General features: G+C 74.1%; 26 protein-coding genes and 1 pseudogene. 12 read left to right on the top strand and 15 right to left on the bottom strand.

Features of this window, described 5'->3' with window-relative positions; translation table 11 throughout:
• The first annotated feature begins 39 nt into the window (after positions 1-39).
• Positions 40-729, top strand: a complete 690-nt coding sequence (locus ACLII4_RS05880; protein WP_412069968.1) for a sulfite exporter TauE/SafE family protein — start codon at positions 40-42, stop codon at positions 727-729.
• Between the two features lie 84 nt (positions 730-813).
• Here the strand turns inward: ACLII4_RS05880 and ACLII4_RS05875 are convergent, their stop codons facing one another.
• From ACLII4_RS05875 to ccoG, 5 genes are all read right to left on the bottom strand, one after another.
• The gene (locus ACLII4_RS05875; RefSeq protein WP_412069967.1) at positions 814-1,842 is read right to left on the bottom strand and encodes a hypothetical protein; all 1,029 of its coding nucleotides are present in this window, start codon (positions 1,840-1,842) and stop codon (positions 814-816) included.
• The gene (gene ccoS / locus ACLII4_RS05870) at positions 1,835-1,987 is read right to left on the bottom strand and encodes a cbb3-type cytochrome oxidase assembly protein CcoS (protein WP_412069966.1); all 153 of its coding nucleotides are present in this window, start codon (positions 1,985-1,987) and stop codon (positions 1,835-1,837) included. The genes ACLII4_RS05875 and ccoS overlap by 8 nt, the downstream gene beginning before the upstream one ends.
• Positions 1,984-4,422, bottom strand: coding sequence for a heavy metal translocating P-type ATPase (locus ACLII4_RS05865; protein ID WP_412069965.1), 2,439 nt, complete (start codon positions 4,420-4,422; stop codon positions 1,984-1,986). The genes ccoS and ACLII4_RS05865 overlap by 4 nt, the downstream gene beginning before the upstream one ends.
• Complete coding sequence (locus ACLII4_RS05860) at positions 4,419-4,586, bottom strand: hypothetical protein (protein ID WP_412069964.1); 168 nt, start codon at positions 4,584-4,586, stop codon at positions 4,419-4,421. The genes ACLII4_RS05865 and ACLII4_RS05860 overlap by 4 nt, the downstream gene beginning before the upstream one ends.
• Before the next feature lie 101 nt (positions 4,587-4,687).
• Entirely contained in the window at positions 4,688-6,130 is a 1,443-nt protein-coding gene (gene ccoG, locus ACLII4_RS05855) for a cytochrome c oxidase accessory protein CcoG (RefSeq protein WP_412069963.1), read from the bottom strand.
• Between the two features lie 186 nt (positions 6,131-6,316).
• Here ccoG and ACLII4_RS05850 point away from each other — a divergent pair, with 186 nt between their 5' ends.
• Positions 6,317-8,947 (top strand): ATP-binding protein, encoded by a 2,631-nt coding sequence (locus ACLII4_RS05850; RefSeq protein WP_412069962.1) that lies wholly within the window; start codon positions 6,317-6,319, stop codon positions 8,945-8,947.
• Between the two features lie 63 nt (positions 8,948-9,010).
• Here ACLII4_RS05850 and ACLII4_RS05845 read toward each other — a convergent pair whose 3' ends face one another.
• The 5 genes and pseudogenes from ACLII4_RS05845 to ccoN all read right to left on the bottom strand — a co-directional run.
• Positions 9,011-9,694, bottom strand: a complete 684-nt coding sequence (locus ACLII4_RS05845) for a cbb3-type cytochrome c oxidase N-terminal domain-containing protein (RefSeq protein ID WP_412069961.1) — start codon at positions 9,692-9,694, stop codon at positions 9,011-9,013.
• A complete protein-coding gene (locus ACLII4_RS05840) occupies positions 9,687-9,878 on the bottom strand; it encodes a hypothetical protein (RefSeq protein ID WP_412069960.1) in 192 nt (63 codons plus the stop codon). Before ACLII4_RS05840 ends, ACLII4_RS05845 begins: the two co-directional genes overlap by 8 nt.
• 4 nt (positions 9,879-9,882) lie before the next feature.
• On the bottom strand, positions 9,883-10,605 hold the full coding sequence (gene ccoO, locus ACLII4_RS05835) for a cytochrome-c oxidase, cbb3-type subunit II (RefSeq protein ID WP_412069959.1): 723 nt from the start codon (positions 10,603-10,605) through the stop codon (positions 9,883-9,885).
• Positions 10,602-10,772 carry a hypothetical protein gene (locus ACLII4_RS05830; protein ID WP_412069958.1) on the bottom strand — a complete coding sequence of 57 codons (171 nt, stop codon included), beginning with the start codon at positions 10,770-10,772 and terminating at the stop codon, positions 10,602-10,604. The genes ccoO and ACLII4_RS05830 overlap by 4 nt, the downstream gene beginning before the upstream one ends.
• Positions 10,773-10,827: 55 nt before the next feature.
• Positions 10,828-12,324 (bottom strand): annotated as a pseudogene (gene ccoN, locus ACLII4_RS05825) (cytochrome-c oxidase, cbb3-type subunit I); the annotation flags it as partial.
• Between the two features lie 225 nt (positions 12,325-12,549).
• On the opposite strand from ccoN, the gene ACLII4_RS05820 reads away from it, so the two are divergent.
• A complete protein-coding gene (locus ACLII4_RS05820; protein WP_412069957.1) occupies positions 12,550-12,753 on the top strand; it encodes a DUF2892 domain-containing protein in 204 nt (67 codons plus the stop codon).
• A 301-nt stretch (positions 12,754-13,054) separates the two neighbouring features.
• On the opposite strand, the gene ACLII4_RS05815 is transcribed toward ACLII4_RS05820, so the two are convergent.
• Positions 13,055-13,357 carry an ArsR/SmtB family transcription factor gene (locus tag ACLII4_RS05815; protein WP_412069956.1) on the bottom strand — a complete coding sequence of 101 codons (303 nt, stop codon included), beginning with the start codon at positions 13,355-13,357 and terminating at the stop codon, positions 13,055-13,057.
• A gap of 95 nt (positions 13,358-13,452) precedes the next feature.
• Between ACLII4_RS05815 and ACLII4_RS05810 the strand changes: the two genes are divergently transcribed.
• The 6 genes from ACLII4_RS05810 (at position 13,453) to ACLII4_RS05785 (ending at position 17,603) form a co-directional block, all read left to right on the top strand.
• The gene (locus tag ACLII4_RS05810) at positions 13,453-14,016 is read left to right on the top strand and encodes a YeeE/YedE family protein (RefSeq protein WP_412069955.1); all 564 of its coding nucleotides are present in this window, start codon (positions 13,453-13,455) and stop codon (positions 14,014-14,016) included.
• Between the two features lie 2 nt (positions 14,017-14,018).
• Positions 14,019-14,651, top strand: a complete 633-nt coding sequence (locus tag ACLII4_RS05805; RefSeq protein WP_412069954.1) for a YeeE/YedE family protein — start codon at positions 14,019-14,021, stop codon at positions 14,649-14,651.
• A 61-nt stretch (positions 14,652-14,712) separates the two neighbouring features.
• On the top strand, positions 14,713-16,158 hold the full coding sequence (locus ACLII4_RS05800) for an MBL fold metallo-hydrolase (RefSeq protein WP_412069953.1): 1,446 nt from the start codon (positions 14,713-14,715) through the stop codon (positions 16,156-16,158).
• A gap of 12 nt (positions 16,159-16,170) precedes the next feature.
• Positions 16,171-16,404 carry a YgaP-like transmembrane domain gene (locus ACLII4_RS05795; RefSeq protein WP_412069952.1) on the top strand — a complete coding sequence of 78 codons (234 nt, stop codon included), beginning with the start codon at positions 16,171-16,173 and terminating at the stop codon, positions 16,402-16,404.
• Between the two features lie 60 nt (positions 16,405-16,464).
• The gene (locus tag ACLII4_RS05790; protein ID WP_412069951.1) at positions 16,465-17,259 is read left to right on the top strand and encodes a sulfite exporter TauE/SafE family protein; all 795 of its coding nucleotides are present in this window, start codon (positions 16,465-16,467) and stop codon (positions 17,257-17,259) included.
• 26 nt (positions 17,260-17,285) lie between these two features.
• Positions 17,286-17,603, top strand: coding sequence for a rhodanese-like domain-containing protein (locus ACLII4_RS05785; protein WP_412069950.1), 318 nt, complete (start codon positions 17,286-17,288; stop codon positions 17,601-17,603).
• Between the two features lie 20 nt (positions 17,604-17,623).
• On the opposite strand, the gene ACLII4_RS05780 is transcribed toward ACLII4_RS05785, so the two are convergent.
• Genes ACLII4_RS05780 through ACLII4_RS05765 form a run of 4 tightly spaced genes read right to left on the bottom strand, consistent with a single transcriptional unit; the run spans position 17,624 to position 21,459 of the window.
• A complete protein-coding gene (locus ACLII4_RS05780) occupies positions 17,624-18,478 on the bottom strand; it encodes a DUF6920 family protein (RefSeq protein ID WP_412069949.1) in 855 nt (284 codons plus the stop codon).
• A gap of 42 nt (positions 18,479-18,520) precedes the next feature.
• Entirely contained in the window at positions 18,521-19,486 is a 966-nt protein-coding gene (locus ACLII4_RS05775; RefSeq protein ID WP_412069948.1) for an Acg family FMN-binding oxidoreductase, read from the bottom strand.
• Between the two features lie 4 nt (positions 19,487-19,490).
• Positions 19,491-20,417, bottom strand: a complete 927-nt coding sequence (locus tag ACLII4_RS05770; RefSeq protein WP_412069947.1) for a universal stress protein — start codon at positions 20,415-20,417, stop codon at positions 19,491-19,493.
• 7 nt (positions 20,418-20,424) lie between these two features.
• Positions 20,425-21,459, bottom strand: a complete 1,035-nt coding sequence (locus ACLII4_RS05765) for an Acg family FMN-binding oxidoreductase (protein WP_412069946.1) — start codon at positions 21,457-21,459, stop codon at positions 20,425-20,427.
• A gap of 221 nt (positions 21,460-21,680) precedes the next feature.
• Between ACLII4_RS05765 and ACLII4_RS05760 the strand changes: the two genes are divergently transcribed.
• The 3 genes from ACLII4_RS05760 (at position 21,681) to ACLII4_RS05750 (ending at position 24,823) form a co-directional block, all read left to right on the top strand.
• Positions 21,681-22,616 carry a universal stress protein gene (locus ACLII4_RS05760; RefSeq protein WP_412069945.1) on the top strand — a complete coding sequence of 312 codons (936 nt, stop codon included), beginning with the start codon at positions 21,681-21,683 and terminating at the stop codon, positions 22,614-22,616.
• 111 nt (positions 22,617-22,727) lie between these two features.
• Positions 22,728-23,621 (top strand): universal stress protein, encoded by an 894-nt coding sequence (locus ACLII4_RS05755; protein ID WP_412069944.1) that lies wholly within the window; start codon positions 22,728-22,730, stop codon positions 23,619-23,621.
• 8 nt (positions 23,622-23,629) lie between these two features.
• Positions 23,630-24,823, top strand: a complete 1,194-nt coding sequence (locus tag ACLII4_RS05750; protein WP_412069943.1) for a universal stress protein — start codon at positions 23,630-23,632, stop codon at positions 24,821-24,823.
• Positions 24,824-24,839 lie beyond the last annotated feature (16 nt).

Raw genomic sequence — 24,839 nt, 5'->3', positions numbered from 1 at the left:
CCGCAGATCTAGCGCCCGCGCCTCGGTAGGCTCAGGCCCATGCTCAACCTCGCCGCCGCCGCTCTCGCGGGCCTCCTCGGGAGCGCCCACTGCGTCGGGATGTGCGGCGGCTTCGTCGCCTTGCTCGGCCTCGGCGATGGCCCGAGCATCGCCCGCCGCCAGACGGCCTACTTCGCCGGCAAGACCCTGACCTACACAGCGTTCGGGGCGCTGGCGGGCGCCGCCGGGTTCGCCCTGCGCGAGCCGCTTGCGGGGCTCGGCGGAGTGCTCGCGGTCGGCCTGGGCGCTGCGATGGTGGTGGCCGGGCTGGCGGTCTGCGGCGTCTGGCCCCGGCGGGCGGGCGCGTCCACGCTGGGCGCGCGGTTCGGGCCCGTGATCGGCCGCCTGGTGGTGTCGGAGCGTCGCGGTGCGCTGGTGGCGCTCGGCGCCGTCAACGGGCTCCTGCCGTGCGGGCTGGTCTACGGGATGCTGGCGGTGGCCGCCGCGTCGGGCAGCGCGGGGCGAGGCGCGCTCACGATGGCCGTCTTCGGGCTGGCGACGGTCCCCGCGCTGGCGGCGACGGGCTGGCTGAGCGGGCGGCTCCGCCCCGGCGGCCGGGCCCGGCTCCAGCGGCTGGCGGGCGTCGTCGTCGTGGCGATGGGACTGCTCACGGTCGCGCGCGGCGCGCACGCCCTCACGCCCACCCATGCCGGACCGACCCAGGTGCTGTGCACGGTCTCCGACCACTGAGGCCCGTCCGTAGCCTCGACGCTCGGTAGGGGCGACTCGGCGGGTCGCCCCTACGCCTCACCGGAGGCCCCGAACACGAGGACCCTAGAACAGGGCCGAGAGGATCAAGAGACCGAACCCGGCGGCCATTGTCACCGTCATCACGACGAGCAGCGCGGCGGCGGTCCCGGACTCCGAGAGGTCGGCCTCCCGCTCGTAGACGGGCAGCAGCGCCAGCTCGCGGTCGTGCGATTCCCGGTCGTAGTCGCGGCGGCGGCGATCGGCGGCCAGGGCGGCGTCGAGGGCGGTGTGGAACGCGTCGACGGCGGCGAGGGGCGCGGGGTAGAACCGGCCGTAGCGGCTCCACGGCGTTGCGCCGAGCGGGGTCCGGGCGCGGACGCGCCAGAGGAGACGGTGGCCGGCCGCGGGCACCACCTCAGGCAGCCCGATCTCGGTCGCCGAGCCCGCGTCGAGCGCCAGCACCACGGCGTCGAAGGACGGGTCGGGGGAGAGCTCCACGTCGTAGCCGACGGCGCCCGACGCGGCCGTCCACTGCAGCGAGACGACGGCGGCGTCGACCACCTCGCCGCCGAGCGGCGACCGGACGGCGGGCGCAGCCACGTCGAGGACCGGGAGATCGGCGCGAGCGGGCGCGCCGAAGCCGGAGACGGTCGCCCAGTCGAGCGGGGCCGCATCGGGGAGGGCGGCGCCCGTGGCGTGGGGCCAGACGGGCGCGGGCGGCGGACCGGCCGGGGCGGCGGGCTCGCGACGGGCGGCCCGCTGGCTCTCGGCGGCAGCCCCCTCCTGCTTGCGCACGACCTCGAGATCGGCGGCGGTCCCGGCCACAAACTGGGCGGCAGCGCTCCACGGCCCGCCCTCGCGCCGGACCCACCACACACACGGGCCCGCAGGCAAGGCGTCAGCGACCGTGGCCTCCGTCGTCGGCAGGCCCGCCAGATCCACGACCGGGGACTCGGGGGTGGACGCGGACGCGATGCGGAGGTCGAACGCCGTGGCGCCGGGCGGGGCCGACCAGCGGAACGTCGCCGCGTCGAGGGGCACGACGGCGCCGTCGACCGGGGCAGACGGGGTCGGGGCCGCGAGGGCGGCGGAGCGGGGCTTCGGGTCAGGCATGGTCGTCGGGGTCGTCGAGGAGGATGCGGAGGGCGGGGGTGTCGACGTCGTCGAACTGGCCGTCGCGGACGGCCCATCGGAAGGCGGCGACGCCGCCCAGGCCGAGGGCGAGGGCAAGCGGCACGAGCAGGTAGAGGACGTTCATGAGCGGAAGGAGGGCTGGGCGAGCGCGAGCGCGACGACCGCCAGCGACGACACGGGCATCGCGGCGGCGGCCACCAGCGGCGTCACGAGCCCGGCGACGGCGGCGGCGGCGCCGAGCACGTTGTAGGCCAGCGACACGGTGAGCAGGCGGCGGACCGTCCGCATCGCAGCGTCGGCGCCGTCGAGCACGTCCAAGAGAGGCGCGAGCCCGCGCCGGGTCAAGAAGAGGTCGGCCGCGACGAGCGCGGCGGTCGTGCCGCCGCCGACGGCCGCGCCCACGTCCGCCTGCCGGAGCGAGGCCGCGTCGTTGACGCCGTCGCCCACCATGAGCACGGTCCGGCCCTCCGCTTGAAGCGCGGCGACCGCTTGGCGCTTGCCCTCGGGCGAGACGCCGCCCCGGGCGCCGTCGACCCGGAGCCGGGCGGCGACGGCGGCGACCGTCGCAGGGGCGTCGCCGGACAAGAGGTAGACGTCGACGCCCCGGGCGCGGAGCCGGGTCACGAGGTCGGCGGCGCCGTCGCGGAGGTCGTCGCCGACCGCCAGCGCCGCTACGGCGTGGCCGTCGACGGCGACGGCGACCGGCGTGTGGCCGGCCGCGGCCCACTCGGCGAGCGCCGCCTCCATCGCGGAAGGCAGCGGCCCGGTCTCGGCGGCGACCCACGACGGCCGCCCGACCGTCACGCGGCGCCCGCCGACCACGCCCCGAACACCCGCCCCGCCGACCGACTCGGCGTCGGTGACCGGCTCGTGGGCGGCCTCCGCGTACCGCCCGATGGCGTCCGCGAGCGGGTGCGTCGTGGTGGATTCGAGCGCCGACGCGACGGCCAGCGCGGACTCGTCGCCCCACACGTCGACGACCGCCATCCGGCCTTCGGTGAGCGTGCCCGTCTTGTCGAGCACGACGGTGTCCACGTCGGTCAATCGCTGGACGGTGCCCTCGGCCTTGACGAAGAGCCCAACGCGGGCGGCGCGGCCCTGGGCGACCGCGAGCGCGAGCGGCGTCGCCATCCCCAGCGCGCACGGGCAGGTGATGACGAGCAGCGCCGTCAGGTGCGCGGGCATCTGGGCCGGGTCGAGCCGGAGCCACACCGCGACCGTCAGCGCCGCGAGCGCGAGCACGCCGAGCACGAACACGCCGCCGACGCGGTCGGCCCACAGCACGACGGGCGCCCGACCTGTGTCGCCGCGCTCGACCCAGTCGAGCAGCCGCCCGACGCGCGTGGCGGCGCCGACGGCGCGGACGCGGACGCGGAGCGGCGAGCGGAGATTCGTCGTGCCCGCCTCGACGGGGTCGCCCACGGCGACGGGCTCGGGGCGCGATTCGCCGGTGAGCGCCGCGCGGTCGATGTGGCTGGCGCCCGTGTCGACGGTCCCGTCGGCCGGGACGACCTCGCCGGCCCTGACCTCGACGAGATCGCCCGGCGCCAGCTCGTCCACCTCGACCGTCTCGCCGACGCCGTCGACCACACGCCGCGCGACGCGGGGGACGAGCGCGAGCAGCCGCTCCGACGCCTCGCCCGCCCGGCGCCGGCTCCGCAGCTGGAGCCACCGGGCCGTCAAAAGTGCCGCGATCAAAACGGTCACCGAGTCGAACCAGACCTCGCCGTGGCCGGTGACCGTCGCGACGGCGCTCTGCCCGGCGCCGACGGCGATCCCAAGCGCGATCGGCGTGTCGAGATGGAGCCGCCGCACGTCACGCGCGCGCCACGCGAGCCCGACCGATCCCCAGGCGCGGCGGAAGAACGGGGCGGCCCCGTAGCCGACCGCCGGGACCGCGAGCGCCAGCGAGGCCCACCGCGCGGCCGTCGCCAGCGGCCCGGAATCGAGGCCGCTGTACAGCGCGAACGCGAGCAGCATCGTGTTGCCGGCGAGCGCCCACGCCACGCCCACCCGCACCAGCAGCGACCGCTCGGCGTCGCTCGCGGCGCCGGTCTCGGGCGCCGACGGACGGAGGGCGTAGCCGAACCGCGCCAGCCACCGGCCCACTTCCCCCAGCCGGACCTCGCGGGGATCGAAGGCGACGGTCAGCCGCGCCCGCGCCAGATCGAGGCGGACGCTCGCGACGCCCGATACCTCGTGGGGCAGCCGCTCGACGAGCCAGACGCACGCGGCGCAGTGCGCGCCGTCGAGAAAGAGCCGCGCCTCGCGCAGGCCCCCGTCGAGCGGGCGCGTGGACTCGGCGACGAAGGCGTCGCGGTCGAGCTCCGCCAGCGCGAGCGCGTCGGGCGCCTGGGGCCGCTGGCCGGCTGGCGGGGTGAGCGCGCGGAGTTGATCGTAGCGGTCGCCGAGCCCGGCGCTCGCGAGCGCGTCGCGGACGACGGCGCAGCCCCGGCAGCAGCACGGCTCGCCCGCGGCCGTGGGCACGGGGCGGCGGCCGACGGGCAGCCCGCAGTGCGCGCACGCCGCCTCGACGGCGGCCGGGGCCGTGCTGCTCATTCGCCCGGCGCGACGGTCTCGACGGGCCGCGCGCCGCCGTCCGACCGCGCGGCGGTCACGGTGATGGCCACCATCGCGATGGTGATCGCGAGCAGGAACACGACAAAGGCCGGCCACGCGATGTGGCTCGGGACGAGGGGCGGGCGGCGCTCGGGCTCGGGCATGGCGTCAGGATCGCCAGCCCCTCGACGCGCTCCGGCCCGGCGCCCGCTCACGCCCGCGCCGTCCGGCCCCCACACGCCGTGTGGGGGTGCGCCCCACACCATCACCGGCTCGGGCCCAGGAGGGTGAACGACGCCTCGCGTGTGGTGCCATCCGCGAACACCAGCCGCACCGTCGCCCGAGCCTGCCCATTCGCGACCGCCGCCGCCGGGACCACCAAAAAGCCCTCGACGCGCACCATCTCGCCCGGGCCCACGGCCATCGGCATCGCCGCGCCCAGGCGGACCACGCCGTCGGCCGGCGACGCCAGCTCGACGCGGAACGTCCCCGCCGTTGCCGTCTGGTTCCGCACGCGCACGCGGACGCGGTTGGCCACGCGCCCGTCCTCCAGCACCACGTACGGGGCGCCGACGGACCGGGCGACCGACACGTCGTAGGCGTGCCGCGTGGTCAGGGCGACCGTAAAGATGGAGGCGACGGCCACCAGCAGCAGCCCGTACGCGACGGTCCGCCCCCGCACGACGCGGGTCTTCGCCCCTTCCAGCGCCCGCTCGGACGTGTACCGGATCAGCCCGCGCGGCAGGTCGATCGCGTCCATGATGTCGTCGCAGGCGTCGATGCACTGGGTGCAGGCGATGCACTCCATCTGGAGGCCGTCGCGGATGTCGATGCCCGTCGGGCACGTCCGCACGCACGCGCCGCAGTCGATGCAGTCGCCGAGCGGGGGCCGGTCGCCGGCGCGCTCGGCCGCGAGCGCCTTTTTGCCGCGCTTGGCGCGGGGCTCCCCACGCCCAGGGTCGTAACTGACGATGAGCGAGTCGGGGTCGAGCAGGATCGACTGGAACCGGCCGTAGGGGCAGGTGATGGTGCACATCTGCTCGCGGAAGATGCCGAAGTCGAACAGGACGAGGCCGGTCGTGAGCGCCGCGAGCACAAACGTGCCCCAGTGCGCCGTCGGCGCGTCGGTCATCCACGACAGCAAGTCCTCCCAGCCGACGATGTACGCCGTGAAGGTGTGCGCGAGAAAGGCGGAGACGAGCACGTAGACCGACCACTTGGTCCCCTTGCGCCACGCCTTGTCGACCGTCCACGGCCCCGCGTCGCGCCGGGCGCGGACGTGCTCGGGGCCCTCGACAAAGCGCTCGACGGGGCGATATAGAAACTCGAGGTAGACCGTCTGCGGGCAGCCCCAGCCGCACCACACGCGCCCCAAGAGCGCCGTCCCGAGCGCGACCGTCACCAGGATCGCGATGCCGACCAGGAGCAGCAGGAACGTGTCGGTCGGGTAGAAGGTGAAGCCGACGAACGTGAACTCGCGCGCCGCCACGTCGAGCAACACAGCCGGCTTGCCCCCGATCCGGACGATGGGCAGGGCCACAAAAAAGACGATCAGCCCCCACCCGACGACGAGCCGGCGACGCCAGAAGCGACCCGTCGCGGGCGTCGGGTAGAGCCAGCGGCGCGAGCCGTCGCGGTGGAGCGTCGACAGCACCTCTTCGGGAGACTCGAGAATGCCGACGTCGTCGGAGGGGATGAGGGCGGGCACGGATGCGGGGGAACGGCCGCTAAGGTGGCCCGGCAGGGCTCGGGCGGGCGGCGGCGGTCCGCCCTGCGCCCTGCCGTCCCGGCGCGGGGCAGCGTGTGGGGACATCCCTCACACGCACGCGCACAGACCCCTGTAACCCGCTCATTCCCAATGTCGTACCTATCGATACGTAGAGGTCGTCTCGTCATGCCGTCGTTCTCCCTGTCCCCGGAAGTCGTCCCCCTGGTGTGTCAGGCGTTGATGGCGGGGCTCGCGGGGGCCTACCTGCTCTCGATCCGCCGCAAGACGCGCTCGGCGTGGTGGCTGACGGCTCTGTTCGCAGGCAACCTGATCTTTGCCCTGTGCTTCGCGCTCGCGACGATCGCCCCCTCGTCGGCCACGTGGTCGATCCGGTTCAGCATCGGCCTGTACGTGGGCGTCGGCGTGGCGGGCTTTGCGGGGCTGCGGCTGGCGTACACGTTCCTGGCGCGGCCCTTCCGCCGCGAGGAGCGGATCGTGTCGGCCGTCGCCGCGCTGGCGCTGGCCGGGCTGCTGGCGGCGACGGCCGTCGCCCAGGTCACGCTCGCCGAGGGGCTGCTGGAGCCGCTGCTCTACGCCTACGGCGCCTTCCTGCTGGCGACGACGATCGGCGCGCTCGCCGTCCACCTGCGGCAGGCGGAGCGCCTGGGCCGGCTGTCGCGGTCGGGTCCGCGCGCCTCGGCGCGGCGGTCGTCGGCGACGGGCCACCGCGCGATGGCCGGGCTGTCGCTGCTGATCGTGGTGCTGGCGTCCATCAACGCCCTCTCGACCGTCGGCGTCTTGCCGCCGCTCGCCATCCAGTACAGCTCGCTGCTGTTCGAGTTGGTCCTGGACGTGGGCTTGATCGTCGTGTTCATCAACCACGCGCCCGAGCCGACGACGGTGCAGGCCAAGCTGGTCGGCATCACGCTCGGCGTGATGCTGGCGCTGCTGGGCCTGACGAGCATGGCGCTGCTGCGGCCGGCCGAACTGGCGCAAGCGGCCGGCAACAGGGTCCCGACCGAGGTCACCGTCCGCTTCCAGCCCGACGACGGCGGCGGCTACGCCGTCACCCGCGCCGTCGACACCGGCCGCATCGACGCCGCGCCACGGGGCGCCCCCGCCGCGGCCGACCAGTGGCTGCTGCGCCTTCCGTTCGACTTCCCGATCGGCGGCGAGCGCTACCGTGAGGTCGGCCTGACGCCCCTCCCCTATCTCGCCTTCGACGAGCCTGAGCCGTGCACGCTGTTTTGCATCGGCATCGACGACCAGCCTCGCCCGGACCACCCGATGGTGATTGCGTTTGCGCTACCGCTCGACATCGACGCGCTCGGGCCGCCCCGCGTCGCGGCCAGCCCCGACCGCCTGGACGTCCACTGGGAGATCCTCGGCACCGGCGGCGAGCGCTCGGCGCACCGCGCGACGTTGTGGCCCGACGGCACGGTCGAGATCGCGTATCGCGGCCCGCGCCGCTTTCCGACGGGCGGATCGGCCGGACTGCTGACCGGCAGCGGTGAGGTCCAAGAGGCCGCCTTCGCCTGGGAATCGCCCGCCACGCTCGCGCCCGGCACGTCGCTGGTCGACCCGTACGGCGCGCGGTACGCCCCCCTCGCCCAAGGGCGGACGGTCCGGATGCTCGGGCTCGTGCTCGGCGCCACGCTCGTCGTCATCCTGCTGATCCCCGTCTTCCTGCGCCGCGGCGTGCTCGACCCGATCGCCGCGCTGACGGCCGGGCTCGAACGCGTCGACCGGGGGCGCCGGGGCGTCCGGCTGTCCGTCCGCACAAACGACGAGATGGGCCTGCTCGCGCGCCGCTTCAACGCCATGATGGCCTCGTTGGAAACGGCCGAGGGGAGCCTGCGCGACTACGCCGACGCCCTCGAAAGCCGCGTCTCCGACCGCACGCGCTCGCTCCGCGACGCCGTCGACGCACTCGGCCGCCAGCGGGACGCTCTGGAGCAGTCGCTCGCGGATCTGCGCGAGGCGCAGGGGCGGCTCGTCCAGGCCGAGAAGCTGGCGTCGCTCGGTCGGCTCACGGCGGGCATCGCGCACGAGATCAAGAACCCGCTCAACTTCGTGACCAACTTCGCCGACCTCTCCGTCGAGCTGACGGCCGAGATCGGCGACGACCTCCGCGCCGACCCCGAGCGCTCTGTCGGCGACGCGCTGCCGGACCTGGAGCCGCTGCTGGCGGACCTCGCCGACAACGCCGAGCGCATCCGCGACCACGGCCGCCTCGCAGACCGGATCGTACAAGGCATGATGCTGCACGCGCGTGGGCAGAACGTCGAGCACGTGCCGTCGGACGTGAACGGGCTGCTCCGGCTCGCCGCCGAAGGGACGCCCCGGAGCGCCACCGACCCGGCCATCGACCTCGACCTTGACCCGGCTGTGGGGACGGTCGCGGTCGCCGCCGAGGGCATCGTCCAGCTCACGCTCAGCCTGATCAACAACGCGCTCGACGCCACCGCGGACGCGCCCTCTCCGGTCACCGTGCGCTCGCGGCGGGAGGGCGACGCCGTCACCATCCAGGTTGCCGACCTCGGGATGGGCATGGACCCAGAGACACAGGCGCGCGCCTTCGAGCCGTTTTACACCACCAAGGCGCCTGGCGAAGGGACGGGCCTGGGCTTGTCGCTCGCCTACGACATCGTGACGGCGGGCCACGGCGGCACCATCGACCTGGAGACGGCGCCCGGCGCAGGCACGACTGTGACCGTGATCCTGCCCGCCCCGCGAACGAGCGCCCCGGCCGACCTTCCCGACGACCTCGACCGCCTCCGCGTGATGCCCGTCTGGGAAGTGGACGCCGCCTCGTGAGTCAGTCCCGCCCACCTTGGGGTCGCGCCGGGGGCGCCGGCTACGCGACCGAGGCGGGCACGGTCAGAGCGCCGGCTCGCCCTCGGGGCCCTTGGCGTTCGGCGGGTCGGTGCCCTGGATCGAGACGATGTACGCCAGCACTTCTGCCCGCTCCTCCTCGCCGAGCTGGCCGTCCATCGGGGGCATGCCCTTCGTCGGGAAGCCGACCGTGATCGAGGTCCAGATCTGCTCCGGGTCGGCTCCGTGGATCCAGTACGCGTCCGTCAGGTTGGGTCCGATGACGCCCTCGCCGGCGGCGCCGTGGCAGGCCGCGCAGATGGCGGCAAAGTGGACCGCGCCCGCCTCCGCCATCTCTTGGTTCGTGGCGTACTCCGCCAGCGCGCCGGGGTCGGTTTTGAAGGCCGGGCCCGTCGACGCGTACGCCAGACGGACAGCCTCGAGCTGCTCGCCGCGCTCGGCGAAGTCCTCCTCGTAGGTGTCGATCCAGTCGAAAACGTGGACGCCCAGCATGTAGAACGGCGCGAAGACAATGCCGGCCCAGAACAGGGCGACCCACCAGCCTGGCATCGGGTTGTCGTACTCGCGGATGCCGTCGTAGGTGTGCCCATCGATCACCCGGTCGACGGCCTCGGCGCCGACGGCGGCCTCGGGAAGCGTAGCGTGGGGCGTGCGGAGCGGCGAGTCGGGGTCGGGCGCAGTCTGGCCCGGGGCGTTGTCGCCCAAGCCGGCGGCGGGATGGTCAGGCATCAGTGTCCTCGGGGTCCAGGAAGGGCAGGGCGTCGTCGAGCGGCTGGCGCTTGAGCGCCTCGCGCTGGCGGCGCGGCAGGGTGAAGGCGTAGGCGACGACCAGCAGGAAGGCGACCACGAAGGCGACGACGGCCACCTCGGCGAGCGCGCCGGTCTGCAGGGCACGGACGGTCTCTTTCCACATGGCGCTACGGGGCGAGGGCGAGCGAGGCCGCGTCCAGGCTGTCGGACCGGGCGCGGTCGACGCCCAGCCGCTGGAGGTAGGCGACCATCGCCATGATCTCTTTGTTGGCGAGTCGGTCCGGCCCGCCCTGGCTGGCGACCTCCGCCGCGATCGCGCCCGCCTGCGCCTGGGCGCTCGCGACGGCGCCGTCGATCTCGGCGTCGGTGTAGGGGACGCCGAGCGCACGGAGCCCGCGCATCTTGCCCTGGAGGCCGCCCATGTCGAGCGGCGTCGCCAGCAGGTGCGGGTACGGCGGCATAATGGACTGCGGGCTCGTCGAGCGCGGGTCCTCCATGTGGCGCACGTGCCACAGCGACGGGTACTTGCCGCCCAGGCGCGCCACGTCGGGCCCGGTCCGCTTCGAGCCCCACAGGTGGGGCGTCTCATACGCGCCCTCGGCGGCCGTCGAGGCCGGGCCGTAGCGGAGCGCCTCGTGCTGGAACGGCCGCACCTGCTGGCTGTGGCAGTTGTTGCACCCCTCGGCGATGTAGATGTCGCGCCCCGCCAGCTCGAGGGGCGTGTACGGCTCCAGCGTTGCCATGGGCTCGACGGCCCCGCCGATCAGGAACACGGGGGCGAACTCGACGACGGTGCCGACCAGGATCGCCAGCGTCGTCAGGACGGTGAACACGAGCGGCCAGCCTTCGATGCGTCGGTGGAGGCCATTCGCGCGGAGAAAGCGGCTCATCGGGAGGGGGGCGTGGGGGGCGCCGGGGGGCTGGCGTCGGCGGCGGCGCGGCAGCTCCCGCAGCACGTGCCGTCGGTGCCGCACGGGCGGATGGCGAGCGGGAGGACGGGGGCGTCGGGCTCCAGGGCGGGAGCGGCCGGGGGGGCCGGGTCGGGCGGGCGGTCCATGGCGCTAGGCGAGAGAGGGGACGGCGCCCGCGCCGCCGTCGCCGGAGGCCGGGCGGCGGGGGACGGCGACGGCGGGGTCGGGCAGGTCCTTCGGCGCGCTGCGGATGGTCGCCCACAGGTTGATGAGCATGAACACCACGCCGGTGAGGTACATCGTCCCGCCGATCAGCCGGACCCAGTACATCGGGCGGACCTGGACGACGCTCTCGAGGAAGTCGGGGTAGAGCAGGCGGCCGGCGTCGTCGAAGGCCCGCCACATCAGGCCCTGCGTCACCCCGCTGGCGTACATCGCGAGCACGTAGAGCAGGATGCCGATGGTGGCGATCCAGAAGTGCCACGTCGCCAGCTTGGGGCTCCACAGCGGCCGCCGCCACAGCTTAGGGATCAGCCAGTAGATCATCCCGAAGGTCATGAAGCCGTTCCAGCCGAGCGCGCCCGAGTGGACGTGCGCGATGTTCCAGTCCGTGTAGTGCGAGAGCGCGTTGACGGTCTTGATGGACAGCGCGGGGCCCTCGAAGGTGGCCATCCCATAGAAGGTGATCCCGACGACGAACATCTTGAGGACGACGCTGTCGCGGAGCTTGTGCCACGCGCCGCGCAGGGTGAACAGGCCGTTGATCATGCCGCCCCACGACGGCATCCACAGCATCACGCTGAACACCATGCCCAGCGTCGCGGCCCACTCGGGGACGGCGGTGTACTGGAGGTGGTGCGGGCCCGCCCAGATGTAGATGAACACCAGGCTCCAGAAGTGGACGATGCTCAGCCGGTACGAGAAGATGGGCCGCTCCGCCGCCTTGGGCAGGAAGTAGTACATCAGCCCCAGAAACGGCGTCGTCAGGAAAAAGGCGACGGCGTTGTGACCGTACCACCACTGCACGAGGGCGTCCTGCACGCCCATGTAGATCGGGTAGCTCTTGAACAGCCCGACGGGCAGCGCCAGCGAGTTGCCGATGTGGAGCACGGCGACCGTCACGATCGTCGCGATGTAGAACCACAGCGCGACGTACATGTGGGGCTCGCGGCGGCGCCACAGCGTCCCGAAAAAGTTGACCGCGAACACGACCCAGACGACGGTGATCGCGATGTCGATGGGCCACTCCAGCTCGGCGTACTCCTTGGAGGTGGTGATGCCGAGGGGCAGGGTGATGGCAGCGGCGACGATGATGGCCTGCCAGCCCCAGAAGTGGACCCGGCTCATCACGTCGGAGAACATCCGCGCCTTGCACAGCCGCTGCGTGCTGTAGTAGATGGCGGCGAAGATGGCGTTCCCCGCGAAGGCGAAGATGACCGCGTTCGTGTGCAGCGGCCGCAACCGCCCGAAGCTGAGGTACTCGCCCCAGTTGGCCTCGGGGTACGGCAGCTGCAGCGCCAGCAGGGCGCCGACCAGCATCCCGACAAAGCCCCAGGTGGACGTCGCGATCACGAACCACCGCACGATCTGGTCGTCGTAGCGGAAGACCTCGAAGCGGGAGGCGGCGTCGGGCGGGGTCTCGCTGGCGAGGACCACGACGGCGGCGGACGGGGAACCCGCAGACGGGAGCTCGGACATCGGGGGCGGGTGGGGTGACGTCTGCCAAGCTCCCGGCGGGCTCATGGGCCCTGCGGCGGCGGCACGCTCGGGGCCTCGCCGTCCGCTCCCCGCGCGGGCTGTGGGGGCGGCCCCTACAGCCCGCGGTCGCCGTGCGGCGCCACGCCGCAAGCGCGCGCGCGCCGTCCCACTGGCGCGCGTCTCCCCGGCGGCCCATCTTCGACGGACACCCTCTCCCCTGCCGTCATGACTCTCAACATGGGCTCCATCGACCGCACCCTCCGCCTCGTCGTCGGGGCCGTGCTCCTGGTCGCCGCCTTCTTCTTCTTAGGCGGCACGATGGCCTGGGTCGCCGGCATCGTGGGCGTCATCCTGCTGGCGACCTCCGCCGTCGGGACGTGCCCGCTGTACCTCCCCTTCGGCCTCTCGACGCTGCGCAAGAGCTCCTGAGGACCCGCTGACCAGCCCAGATCACGTCATCCCGAGCCCCGCGAGGGATCTCAGCGTGATCCTCCAGCTTGCGACGAGCGGAAGGGAGGGCTTGCCAGCCGTGTTGCTCCAACTCCGCATTGGCTGCCCCCCCATCGTCATCCTGAGCTAGCGAAGGATCTCGACGCCAGCGCCCCGGGCCGTCGGGACCGGAAGTCTGGGCATGCAGGCTCGCGTAGAGATCCTTCGCTAGCTCAGGATGACAGGGTGGGGCGGGAGAGTTCATCACACGGGGTCGCCCCACCTTGGGCCCAAGGCCGGGCTAGTCGTCAACCGCCGAGCAGACCAAGTCGCAGAGCGCCCGGAGCGTGGGGTCCGTGATCCGGTAGCGCACGTGGAGCCCGTCGCGGCGGCCGTCCACCACGCCCGCCTCCGCCAGCAGGCGGAGGTGCTTCGACGTGTTGGCGTGGCTCTGGCCCGTGTCGTCGGCCAGTTCCTGCACGGTCCGCTCGTCGACGTCGTAGAGGGCGCGCAAGACGCGCAACCGCGTGGGGTCGCCCAAGAGGCGGAACCGCGCGGCGGCGGCGTCGACGAGGTCGGGCGGGACGAGCGGGGCGTCGGGCATGGCGCAAGCTAGGCCCTGGGACCTTTGTCGTTCCTTCGTGAATCATCGAGACAACTGGACAGTTGTATGATCAACCAACCAGTTGTACTCCTCGCATGGATCCCGTCTCCCCCCTCCCCTGGTACGTCGCCGGGCCCCTCATCGGGCTCATCGTGCCGGCCCTCCTGCTGTTCGGCGGCAAAGTGTTCGGCGTCTCGGCGAACCTCCGCCACGCCTGCGCCGCGCTCCCGCTCCCCGGCAAGCCCTCCTTCCTGCGCTACGACTGGCGCTCGGCCGGCTTGTGGAATCTCGTCTTCGTCGTCGGGATCGCCGTCGGCGGCTTCCTGGGCCTGCGCGTGTTCGCCACCCCCGGCGCGCCGCTCGCCCTGTCGCCCGACACCGTCGCCTCGCTCGTGAGCCTGGGCATCACCGACCTGGCCGGGTACGTCCCGACCCAGCTCATCTCATGGTCCGCCCTGGCCACGCCCGTCGGCGCGGTGATGGTGTTGGGCGGCGGGTTTTTGGTCGGCTTCGGCGCCCGCTGGGCCGGCGGCTGCACCTCGGGCCACGCCATCTCCGGGCTCGCCGACCTCCAGATCCCGTCGCTCGTCGCCGTCGTCGGCTTCTTCGTCGGCGGCTTGGCGGTCACCCACCTGCTCCTCCCGCTCCTCCTCGCCTAGACATGCGCACCCCCACCCCCCTATTCCGCCAGCCCGACGCGGAGGGCGCAGCGGCTCCCCAAAACTGCGTCGACACGCCCCAGGTCGCCGAGGCGCCCGCGCCCGCCATCGCCGCTCCCCACGTCGACCTCCCGGACGAGTGCACCGACGCCGAGCAGGTGCCCGTCGCGCTCCGCGACCGCGCCATCGCCGAGGGCAACGCGCCCCTCGCCCTCGGCGTCTACGGCGTGCTCGGCGCGCTCGTCGGCCTGGTGTTTACCCAGAGCCAGGTGATCTCGTGGTTCCGGATCTACGAGATGTTCCGGTTCGAGTCGTTCCACATGTACGGCATCATCGGGTCGGCCGTCGTCACGGCGGCGCTGTCGCTCGTCGTCATCAAGCGGCTGGGCCTGACGACCGTCCACGGCGAGCCGATCGAGCTCAGCCCCAAGGCCTGGGGCGGCTCGCGCGTGCCCGGCGCCCGGTACTGGATGGGCGGCACCGTGTTCGGCTTGGGCTGGGCGCTGCTCGGTGCCTGCCCCGGCCCGCTCTTCGCCTTGCTCGGCGGCGGGATCTCGGTGATGCTCGCGGCGCTCGTCGCCGCGCTCGCCGGGACCTGGGCCTACGCCGCCCTCCGCGACCACCTCCCCCACTGACGCCGCCCGGGAATTCTCCGACCCCGACTGCGTACCTCCCCTGATTCTAGCCTCGACTCCCATGCTGCTCCGCCAGATCACCGACCGCACGCTTGCCCAATACGCCTACCTCATCGGCTGCCAGCGCACCAAGCAGGCGCTCGTCGTCGACCCCGAGCGTGACATCGACCGCTACCTCGCCATCGCCGCGAGCGAGGGCCTGACCATCACGCACGTCGCCGAGACCCACATCCACGCCGACTTCCTGTCGGGCGCTCGCGACCTTGCCGAGGCGACCGGGGCCCAGCTCTTCTTGTCCGCCGAGGGCGAGGACGATGGCTGGGGCTCGTTCTGGGCGACCGACCGCGACGACGTCACCTTCCTGCGCGACGGCGACACGTTCGAGGTCGGCAACATCGAGCTCCGGGCGGTCCACACGCCGGGCCACACGCCCGAGCACCTGAGCTACCTCGTGGTCGACCACGGCGGCGGGGCCAACACCCCGATGGGCCTGGTCTCCGGCGACTTCGTGTTCGTCGGCGATCTGGGGCGGCCCGACCTCTTGGAGAGCGCGGCGGGCCAGGGCGGCGCCCAGGAGCCCGCGGCCCAGGCCCTGTTCGCGTCGGTCCAGCGGTTCTTGACGCTCGACGACGAGCTCCAGGTCTGGCCCGGCCACGGCGCCGGCTCGGCGTGCGGCAAGGCGTTGGGTGCTATTCCCCAGTCGACCGTCGGCTACGAGAAGCGCTACAACGGGGCCATCGACGCGGTGCACCGGGGCGAGGACGCCTTTGTCGCCAACATCCTGGACGCCCAGCCCGAGCCGCCCCTCTACTTCGGCCGGATGAAGCAGCTCAACCGCGACGGCGTCCCGCCGCTCGCCGCGCTCCCCACGCCCCGCGCGCTCGCGCCGGGCGACCTCGCCGACCTCGGCAACGCCGTCGTGGTGGACACCCGGGCCGACCGCTCGGCGTTCATGGCGGAGCACCTCCCGGGCGCGCTGTACAGCCCGTTCGACACGTCGTTCAACACCGTCGTCGGCTCGTTCGCGACCGACCCGGAGGCCGAGATCGTGCTCCTGATCCCTGAGACAAACGTCGAGGCGGCCGTCCGCGACCTGGTCCGGATCGGGCTCGACCGCGTCGTGGCGTACGCCACGCCCGAGACCGTCCTCGCCTACGCCGAGGCGGGCGGGGCCACGGCCTCGATCCCCGAGGTCGACTTCGAGGCCGTCCGCGACCGCGAGCCCGGGGCCGCCGTGATCGACGTGCGCCGGCTTGCGGAGTACGCCGCCGGCCACGTCCCCGACGCCACCAACGTCGCCCACACGCGGCTGGCCGACCGGCTCGACGAGGTGCCCGCGGGGTCCCCGCTGTACGTCCACTGCCAGAGCGGCGTCCGCGCCGCCGTCGCCAGCGCCTTCCTGGCGAAGCACGGCCACGACGTGGTCTACGTCAACGATGGCTTCCCGCACTACCGCGAGATCGCCGACGACGTCGAGACGGGCGTGCCGGCCGACGCCACGGCCTAACCCTCCCCTCCCATGACTGACTCCTTCGTCCGCTTTATGGTCTCGCCCGCCGGGCGCGCCGCGCGCGTGGCCGCCGGCCTCGGGCTCCTGTCCTGGGGCCTGGGCCGCCGCGACACCGCGGGGGGCGTCGCCGCCGCCGTCCTCTCCGCCGTCCCGCTCGGCGCGGGCGTGTTCGACGTCTGCGTGCTCGGCCCCGCCTTGGGCTACCCGCTCGACGGGCCCGACGCCCGCCGCGCGACCTCCTGATTCTGCGGCCCGGGGCGTCCTCCCACCGCTCGCCCTCGCCGCTCCCCTACGTCCCACCCAATGCTCTACGCACTCCTCGGCGCCGTCGCCATCGGCCTTGTCCTCGGCCTCCTCGGCTCCGGCGGCTCCATCCTGACCGTCCCGGTCCTGGTCTACCTCGCCGGCCAGCCCGACAAGGTGGCCATCGCCGAGAGCCTGGCCATCGTCGGCGCCATCGCCGCCGTCGGGGCGGTCCCGTACGCGCGGCAGAAGCTCGTCGACTGGCACTCGGTCTTGTACTTCGGCGTGCCCGGCATCGTCGGGACCTACGGCGGGGCGGCCCTCGCCAAGTGGGTCCCCGGCGCCGTCCAGCTCGCGCTCTTCGCCGTCGTCATGATCTTGGCGGCCGGGCTCATGCTCCGGGGCAAGGAGAGCCTCGAAGCGCGCGGCGACGAGCCCCACACGCGCCAGCCGCTCTGGCTCATCGCGATCGAGGGGCTCATCGTCGGCGTCCTAACCGGGCTCGTCGGCGTCGGCGGCGGGTTCCTCATCGTCCCGGCCCTTGTGCTGCTGGGAGGGCTCTCGATGCGGATGGCCGTCGGGACGAGCCTCCTCATCATCGCGGCCAAGAGCGCGGCCGGCTTCTGGAAGTACACCGACGTGCTCGCCGAGACGGGCCTGCACGTCGACTGGGCGCTCATCGGCATCTTCGCGGTCATCGGGATCGCAGGCTCGTTCGTGGGCAACGCGCTCAGCCAGCGCGTGCCCCAGGCCCAGCTCAAGCGCGGGTTCGCCGTCTTCCTGGTCGTCATGGGCATCTTCATCTTGTACAAAGAGGCGCCCGCCGTCTTCGCCACCACTCTCCTCCTCCCGTAATCTCTATGTCCTTCCTCTCCCGCCTCATGTCCTCCAACGCCCTCTCCCCCGCCGACTTTGTCGCCCAGCGCGACCCGTCGGCCCCGCTCCTCGACGTCCGCACGCCGGCCGAGTACGCGCAGGGCCACCTCGCGGGCTCTGTCAACGTCGACGTGATGGCGCCGGACTTTCTCGAGCGCGTCCAGGCGATGGACCTCCCCGAGGACGGCCCGATCTACCTGTACTGCCGCTCCGGCAACCGCTCGGGAAGCGCCGCCGGTGCGCTCAAGAAGCTCGGCCACGCGGGCGCGGTCAACGTCGGCGGCTTCGACGCGCTGGCGAAGGCCGGGGCGGAGACGGCCTAAGCGAGCCCGGCCGGCGGTGTCTAGCGGGCCAGGTCGTAGTTGATGGCCGCGAGGTGGCCCCGCCAGTACGGCTTCGCCCCGTCGGGGAGGAGCCACGCCACCTCGTCGTCCGTCGGCACCTGCATGCCCGCTCGTGCCTCGTACCCCCAGAACCGTCCGCGCCACGGCGTCGGGACGACCTCGCCGTTCACCGTCCGCCCGCGTGCCTCGGCCTCGACCGTCTCGACCAGGCCCCGGGCATCGAAGGTGAACCGGAGCGTGACCGAGACGTCGCCGTCGACCAGCGTGGCGGTCGCGGAGTGGTCGTCTCCCGCCAGCCACGAGACGCCTTGGCCTGGCAGGAGTGTCGTCGGGTACCACACCGCCTCGGCGAGGTACCGCATGAGCTCGCCTGCGGCCAAATCACCGCCGCCACGCAGATCGGCGACCGAGACGAGGCCAAGCACCGAGGCGTGCAAGCGCCCCTCGCCAGCGACGTAGGCGTCGTGGACTCGCACCGGGAGCCCGGGCGCCACCGCAACGCGCCCCTCCCAGACGAAGCCCGGCCGACGGGTGGCGACCCACTGCTCCGACGTAAACGGAGCCCATCGCTCGCCAGCCTCACTCAGGTTGAAGGTCCCCGTGTGGCGGATCGTCGCCCCCGTTACGATCGGCTGCCCGTCGGTCAGTGCCGCCCGGAGGTACCGCTCGACGGGGCCAGGGAGTCCGTAGAGATCGTGGAGGTCGACGGCGCGCGGCCCCTCGGGCGTGCGGGCCGCGTCCAGGCGCCCACGGAGCGTCCGAGTGGCCGACGCCCACCGCGAGGCCCCGTAGGCGGAGGACCCCGCGTACGCGGCCCCGAGCACGAGCGCGACGAGGAGTACCCGCGATCCCATCTCAGGCAGGCGTTAGCGGGCGTGCGGGAGGGGCCGAGCCGGTCACACCACCTCGGCGATGTCGCGCAGGGGGCGGCGGCGGCCGTCGGGGTCGTCGGCCGGGCGACCGAGGCGCAAGATGAGTTGGGGCCACTCGCCCCCCACCTGCGCGCCGAGCCGGCGGCGGAACGCGCCGCCCATCTCGACGGGCTCGTTGGCGTACGACACCGCCAGCCCCAAGGCCGCCGCCGCGATCAGCAGGTCGCCGAGCGCGATGCCGGCGCGGAGCCACGCCTCGGGCGTGTCGGCGGCGGTGCCGAGCACGAGCACGGCGGGCGCCTCGCGCAAGATGTCGGCCTTGTGCCGTCCGACGGCCGCCGAGGTCGTCCGCACGGTCGCCAGCCGGTCGCCGTCGCCCTGATCCCGGTCCCGGACGCCGTCCGGGCGGGGGTCGCCGTCAACGCGGAGCCAGGCGCGGACATCGATGAGCCGAGTCGGGTGCTGGCCGAGCGCGCGCGTGGCTTCCTCGACCAAGTCCGCAATCGGCGCCTTCTCGTCGTCGGACACGACGGTCGCGAGCCACACGTCGGGGCCCGCCGCACGGGCGAGGGCGGCCAGGGCCGTCGGGGCGACGGGCTCGTCGGCAAACTCACCCCGGTGCGTCCGCCGGGAGCGGAGCGCGCGGAGCGTGCGGTCGTCGAGGGGTCGCGGTGTGGACTCGAAGACGACGTGCGCCAGCCAGTCCGGGTCGGAGGCGTCGGGGAACAGCTCGAACTGGGCGCCCAAGCCCTGGTAGAGGGCGGAGGTGCGCAGGCCCGCGAGCGCGGCGCCGCAGCTGATGGTCAGCTCGCGCCCGTCCGGATCGAGCGCGGGCAGTTGGCGGTCACGGTCGGCGAACAGGTCGACGACGCCGTCGGTGAGGCGGAACCGCCAGGGCTGCGTGTTCAGGATGCTCGGCGCGCGCGCGGCGTCGGAGACGAAGGCGAGCAGGCGTGCGGTGTCGACCGGCGTGAGGGAGGAGGTGAGCATGGGATCAGACGTGGGAGTCGGCACGGGCGGCATCGAACTCGGCGCCGTCGCCAGCCAACACGTCGCGGACGATGAGGACGGGGCAGGGGGCCGTCCGGGCAACCTCCTCGGCGACGCTGCCGATCAGCGCCCGCCCGACGCCCGTCCGGGCGTGCGTCCCCACGACGACGAGGTGCGCGTGTGTGCGGAGCGCCAGCTCGCGGAGGGAGGTGGCCGCGTCGCCCGTGACGACGTGGACGCGCACATCCGCGGCGCCGGCTGGCTCGGCACGCAAGCGCTCGGCCATGGCCTCCAGCACGAACTCGGCCGTTTCGTCTTCGCCGATGGCTTCCGCGATGGGGCTGGCGACGTGGACGAGATCGAGCGGGGCGCCGTACGCGGCGGCGAGCCGCACGGCCCAGCGCCCGGCGGGCGGCAGCGTGCCCGTGTCGACGGCGTCGGCGGCGAGCGCCAGCAGGATCCGGCGCGGCGGCCACGCGCGGTCGGCGTCGTCGGGGCGGACGGTCAGGACCGGGCACGGCGCCCGGCGCGAGACGGCCTCGGCGACGCTGCCAAGGGTGCCGCGCCGCCAGCCGCGCCGCCCGTGCGTGCCCATCACGATGAGCCCGACCTCCTCGTCGTAGGCGAGGTCGAGGATGGCCGTCGCTGCGTCTCGCCCGACGACCTCGGTCTCGACGAGCGGCACGTCGACCCCATCGGCGTCGGCCTCGGGCTCTGGCAGGCCGAGGTCGGCGGCGATGTCGGCGGCTGAGATCATGAGGGTACCGGTGCCTTCGGGCCAATCGCGCTCCGGGGCGGCCTCGTCCTCCACCACATGGAGCACGTGGAGCGTGGCGCCGAGGCGGTCGGCGAGATACGCCGCGTGCCGGTAGGCACTCTCAGCACAGGCCGAAAAGTCGGTCGGAAAGAGGATGGTCTCGATGGGACGCATGGCGCGATTAGCGGATGGCGTCGTCGGGCTCGACGACGGAGGGGACGGGACGGCGAGGGGTGCCCTGGGCTTCGATGGGCGTGCCGAGGCGGAACAGGACCTGGGCCTGCCCGACGCCGGCGATGGCGGAGACCTCGGGGCGGAGCCGGGCCACCTCGGTCGGCTGGTTGAAGTAGCTGGCGGCGAGCCCATCGGTGGCGGCCAGCAGCAAGACGCGCTGCAGCGCCTGCCCCGCGCGAGCGCGATCGGCGCGACTGTCGCCCGGCGTGGCGATGACGAGCAGGGCCGGGGCCGTGGCGGCCAGGCGGCGCGTCTGGGTGGCGACGAAGCGGGCCTCGGTGTGGAGGTAGCTCAGGCGGTCCCAGCCGCCCTGCACGTCGTCGGGGACGCCGTCCGGGCGCGGGTCGCCGACGGGCCGGAGCCACGCCCGCAGCTCGTCGACGACGGCCGGGTCGTCGCCCTGCTCCAAGACGGCCTCGGCCACCAGGTCCGCGAGCGCCCCCTTTTCGGCCTCCGACGTGACGACGTGGAGCCGGGCGCCCTCGGCGCGGGCCGCGCCCTGAAGGCGGGCCAGCAGCCCGATCGGGACGGGCAGGTCGGCGAAGGGGTCGCGGTTGGTGTGGCGCAGCTTGATGGCGCGGAAGAGCCCCTCCTCGGCCGCCGTCGGCCGCGCGGCGCCCTCCAGCCGCACCGTCCCGACGAGATCGGCCGCCGCATCTGGGCCGGCGAGGTGCACGTCGGGGATGAAGCCAAAGTGGCGGGCCGCGAGGCGCAGCGTGAACAGCGCCGCGCCGCACGAGATGATGGCCTCGCGGCCCTCGGGGTCGACGCTCCGCACGATCCGCGCGCGGTCGACGGAGACCTCGGCGCGGGGCCCGGCGGGGCCCGGCACCACGCGGAACCGCCATGGCTGCGTGTTCAAGACGCTCGGCGCCAGCACGGCCCAGTTGAGCATCGCTTCAAGCTGGGCCTCGGGCGGGCCGCTGGGGAAATCGGCGTCGGTGACGGCGCGGGGGCCTTCGAGCGGAGCGGCGGTCGGCATGGGGGCAGCGGCGGGACGGAGGCAGCCTACCGGCTCCCGGGTGGGCGCCACGCCGGGGCCCGTCGCTCGCGCGTGCCGCCCGGTCCCCACGCGCCGCGCGGGGGAACGCCCCACACGCCCGGCTCGCCGTGGGGGCCGTCCCGTCGGCGCGCGGGGTCCCGGCCCGTCGGCCGCGTGGGCTGGCCCGCGCCAGCTTGCGGGACTGCCTCCAACCCACCGCCGTGCCCGCCCCCCTTCTCGTCCCGACCGACTTCTCGCCCTGTGCGGCTCGCGCCGTCGCCATCGCCCGCCAACTGGCGGACGCGACCGGCGCCCCGCTCCACGTCCTGCACGTGCTGTCATGGCCCGACGCCGGGCCCTTCGAGACGCCGGGCGAGGGCCGGACGGCCACCGAGGAGGAGAGGGGCGAGACCGACCGCGCCCGCGCCGCGCTGGCGGCGGCCGTCGGCGCCGACGCCCACCTCGCCGTCGTCCGGGGCAATGCCCCGGCGATCGAGATCGCCGACTACGCGGAGCGCATCGGCGCCGAAGTGATCGTGGTCGGTGCGTGCGGGCGGCGCGGACCACGAGCCGGACTGGGCGGCGTCGCGGGCGAGGTCGTCCAGACAGCTCCGGCCGACGTGGTGGTGGTCCCCTTCGGCGACGCGCCGCCAGCGGTCGTCGGCCGCGTGCTGGTCGCCGTCGACTTCTCGGGCGCGGCGGCCCCACTCGTCCGCCTGGGGCAGCGGCTGGCGGGAGCGCTGGGCGTGGGGTTGGATCTCGTCCATGTCGTCGAGCCGTTCCCCCACCCCGTGCGCTGGATGGACGAGGCGGTCGTCGATCTGGCGCCGCAGGTGCTCGGCCGGGCGCACGAGGCGCTCCGCCAGCTCGCCCAGGCGACCGAGGCGGGGCCCGAGACGGAGCTCTACGTGGAGCGCGGGAAGGCGGCGCGCACCTTGGCGCAGGTGGCCCAGGCGCTCCAGAGCGGGCTCCTCATCGTCGGCCCCCACGACGACCGGCCGGTGCTGGACGGGCTCATCGGGAGCGTCGCCGAGGGCATCGCGCGCCGCGCGCCGTGCCCAGTGTGGGTCGCCCGTAGCTCCGTCGTGGACGGCGTGGAGACGGTCGACGCGCGGAGCTATCGCCCCGTCGAGCCGACGCCCGCCACGTCGCTGTAGGGGGCACCCCCGCACGCCGGAGCGGGTGCGCCGCACCGAGCACGGCCGACTCGGCCCGGCACGCACCGCCCACGCCATCGCGGATCCTGGGGACTCCCAGCCGTCTTCTTCATGTCCCCCATCGTCGCCGCCGTCGACTTCTCGTCCGGCTCGGAGCGCGCCGCCGCGCTCGCAGCGGGGCTCGCCGCTCGGGCGGGCGCCCCGCTCCACCTCGTCCACGCCGACGTCCTGTACCGCTCCACCGGCGACGGCGCGCCGCCAGCGGCCGTCCCGTCGGGCGCGCTCCGGCTGCGGCTGGAGCGGCTCGCAGCCACGCTTGGCCGGCCGGACGCCTCGGTGGCCGTCGAGCGGCACACGTCGGCGGCAAGCGCCCTGATCGGCTACGCCGAACGGGTGGACGCCGGCCTGCTGGCGGTCGGGACGCACGGGCGGTCGGGGCTGCGCCGGCTGCTGCTGGGCAGCGTGGCCGAGGCCTGCGTCTCGAGCGCGCCCTGCCCGGTCCTGGCCGTCCCCGACGGGTCCCAAGCGACGTTCGCGCCCGACGCCCCGATCCTGGTGGCCGTCGACTTCTCCGCCCGCAGCCGGGCCGCGCTGACCGCCGCTCACGGCTTGGCCGGCTGGACGGGCGCCCCGGTTGAGCTGGTCCACGTCATCCGCGACGGCGGCCCCTACCCCGCCATCGCGCCGGGCGTGCTGTCCCTGTCGGATGTCGACCCCCGGGCGGCCGAGTCAGTCCGCGAACGGTTGTGGCGGTTCGCGGCGCAGGGCTCCGACCCTGCGCCCGCCGATGTCCACGCCGGGCTCGGCGCGCCGGGCCGCGTGATCGCCGCGCTGGCGTCCGAGCGCGGCGCGGGCGCCATCGTCATCGGGACGCACGGCCGCACCGGGCTGGCCTGGATCGTCGGGAGCGTCGCCGCGAGCACGCTCCGGAGGTCGCCATGCCCCGTCCTCACCCTCACCGAAGCCGAGCGGCTGCCGCGGCCCGTCCACTCCGCTCTCAACTGACCGTTGCCATGATGACCCTCCGCACCATCCTCTTCGCCAGCGACGGCTCGCCGATCGCCGACGCCGCCCGCGTCCATGCCGACGCCCTGGCAGAGCGCCACGGCGCCACGCTCCACGTGCTTCGCGTCGAGCTCGTGCCACCCGCCAGCGACTTCCATTCCAAGGCGCCCGCCGACGCGCGCGGCCTCGGCATCGTCGAGGCCGTCCGGTTTGCACCGTCGCCCGACACGGCCATCGTCGACTACGCCGACGAGATCGGCGCCGACATCGTCGTGCTCGGGACCCATGGGCGGACCGGCTGGCAGCGCTGGTCGCTGGGCTCGACGGCCGAGGGCGTCCTGCGGCGCTCGCCGTGCCCCGTGCTGACGGTCGGGCCCGAGGCCGAAGACCGGGGCGGCCCGGTGCTGGCGCCGCTCGCCTTCGAGTCGTCGTCCGACGCCGCGCTAGAGGCGGCCATGGCCGTCGCCCAGAGCCGGGGCGTGGGCGTGGTGGCCCTGCACGTCATCGAGCCGGTCGTCATCCCGGCCCCGTACGCGGTCGCGTTCGACCCGCTGACCCAGCCCGAAGTCCGAGACCGCGCCCACGAGGCCCTCGCGCGGTGGGTGGAGTCGGTTGGAGACGCCGTGCCCGTGACCATCGACGTGCGGGGCGAGCGGGCGGCGGCGGCCATCGTGGAGGCCGCGCGCGAGCACGACGCCAGCGTGATCGTGCAGGCCAGCCACGGACGGCGCGGCTTTAGCCGGTGGCTGCTGGGGTCGGTGGCCGAGTTGGTCGTCCGCCAAGCGCCGTGCCCCGTCTTGACGCTCCGCGCCGAGGCCCGGCCGCCGTGGTCGGTGCGCGACGGGCTCGCGGCCGTCCCCCGCGCCGACTGGCCGGCGCTCTTCGACGCGCTCTCGGCGGTCGTCGCCGACGGGCCGCACGCGGTCACCATCGAGATCGTCTCCCCCGACGCCGGCGGCACGCTCTACCGCGACGTGCCTCTCCTGGGGCTCACCTTCGACCCACACGACGACGCCGTCGAGGTGCTGGTCGCCAGCGGCGGGCACCACGTCGTGCGCCCGTTCGCGGTCCGCGCCGACGGTGGGCCGTGGGAGGCCGACGCGCTCGCGCTCGGAGCAGGGCCCGGGCCGCACACCATCGAGGTGGTCCGGGCCGACGGCACGCGCGAACGCCTCACCATCGGAGCGCTCGCCCCCGCCTGAGTCCGTGGCGGGGCCT

Source organism: Rubrivirga aquatilis, from assembly GCF_046845665.1.
In the GTDB taxonomy this organism is placed as follows: domain Bacteria; phylum Bacteroidota; class Rhodothermia; order Rhodothermales; family Rubricoccaceae; genus Rubrivirga.
The sequence above is the reverse complement of the archived record's forward strand: the minus strand, read 5'-3'. Positions and strand labels throughout refer to the sequence as shown.

Bases quoted from the DNA above. Each gene is read 5' to 3' on its own strand.
- ACLII4_RS05880 (WP_412069968.1), top strand. From the start codon at position 40: ATGCTCAACCTCGCCGCCGCCGCTCTCGCGGGCCTCCTCGGGAGCGCC.
- ACLII4_RS05875 (WP_412069967.1), bottom strand. From the start codon at position 1,842: ATGCCTGACCCGAAGCCCCGCTCCGCCGCCCTCGCGGCCCCGACCCCG.
- ccoS (WP_412069966.1), bottom strand. From the start codon at position 1,987: ATGAACGTCCTCTACCTGCTCGTGCCGCTTGCCCTCGCCCTCGGCCTG.
- ACLII4_RS05865 (WP_412069965.1), bottom strand. From the start codon at position 4,422: ATGAGCAGCACGGCCCCGGCCGCCGTCGAGGCGGCGTGCGCGCACTGC.
- ACLII4_RS05860 (WP_412069964.1), bottom strand. From the start codon at position 4,586: ATGCCCGAGCCCGAGCGCCGCCCGCCCCTCGTCCCGAGCCACATCGCG.
- ACLII4_RS05850 (WP_412069962.1), top strand. From the start codon at position 6,317: ATGCCGTCGTTCTCCCTGTCCCCGGAAGTCGTCCCCCTGGTGTGTCAG.
- ACLII4_RS05845 (WP_412069961.1), bottom strand. From the start codon at position 9,694: ATGCCTGACCATCCCGCCGCCGGCTTGGGCGACAACGCCCCGGGCCAG.
- ACLII4_RS05840 (WP_412069960.1), bottom strand. From the start codon at position 9,878: ATGTGGAAAGAGACCGTCCGTGCCCTGCAGACCGGCGCGCTCGCCGAG.
- ccoO (WP_412069959.1), bottom strand. From the start codon at position 10,605: ATGAGCCGCTTTCTCCGCGCGAATGGCCTCCACCGACGCATCGAAGGC.
- ACLII4_RS05830 (WP_412069958.1), bottom strand. From the start codon at position 10,772: ATGGACCGCCCGCCCGACCCGGCCCCCCCGGCCGCTCCCGCCCTGGAG.
- ACLII4_RS05820 (WP_412069957.1), top strand. From the start codon at position 12,550: ATGACTCTCAACATGGGCTCCATCGACCGCACCCTCCGCCTCGTCGTC.
- ACLII4_RS05815 (WP_412069956.1), bottom strand. From the start codon at position 13,357: ATGCCCGACGCCCCGCTCGTCCCGCCCGACCTCGTCGACGCCGCCGCC.
- ACLII4_RS05810 (WP_412069955.1), top strand. From the start codon at position 13,453: ATGGATCCCGTCTCCCCCCTCCCCTGGTACGTCGCCGGGCCCCTCATC.
- ACLII4_RS05805 (WP_412069954.1), top strand. From the start codon at position 14,019: ATGCGCACCCCCACCCCCCTATTCCGCCAGCCCGACGCGGAGGGCGCA.
- ACLII4_RS05800 (WP_412069953.1), top strand. From the start codon at position 14,713: ATGCTGCTCCGCCAGATCACCGACCGCACGCTTGCCCAATACGCCTAC.
- ACLII4_RS05795 (WP_412069952.1), top strand. From the start codon at position 16,171: ATGACTGACTCCTTCGTCCGCTTTATGGTCTCGCCCGCCGGGCGCGCC.
- ACLII4_RS05790 (WP_412069951.1), top strand. From the start codon at position 16,465: ATGCTCTACGCACTCCTCGGCGCCGTCGCCATCGGCCTTGTCCTCGGC.
- ACLII4_RS05785 (WP_412069950.1), top strand. From the start codon at position 17,286: ATGTCCTCCAACGCCCTCTCCCCCGCCGACTTTGTCGCCCAGCGCGAC.
- ACLII4_RS05780 (WP_412069949.1), bottom strand. From the start codon at position 18,478: ATGGGATCGCGGGTACTCCTCGTCGCGCTCGTGCTCGGGGCCGCGTAC.
- ACLII4_RS05775 (WP_412069948.1), bottom strand. From the start codon at position 19,486: ATGCTCACCTCCTCCCTCACGCCGGTCGACACCGCACGCCTGCTCGCC.
- ACLII4_RS05770 (WP_412069947.1), bottom strand. From the start codon at position 20,417: ATGCGTCCCATCGAGACCATCCTCTTTCCGACCGACTTTTCGGCCTGT.
- ACLII4_RS05765 (WP_412069946.1), bottom strand. From the start codon at position 21,459: ATGCCGACCGCCGCTCCGCTCGAAGGCCCCCGCGCCGTCACCGACGCC.
- ACLII4_RS05755 (WP_412069944.1), top strand. From the start codon at position 22,728: ATGTCCCCCATCGTCGCCGCCGTCGACTTCTCGTCCGGCTCGGAGCGC.
- ACLII4_RS05750 (WP_412069943.1), top strand. From the start codon at position 23,630: ATGATGACCCTCCGCACCATCCTCTTCGCCAGCGACGGCTCGCCGATC.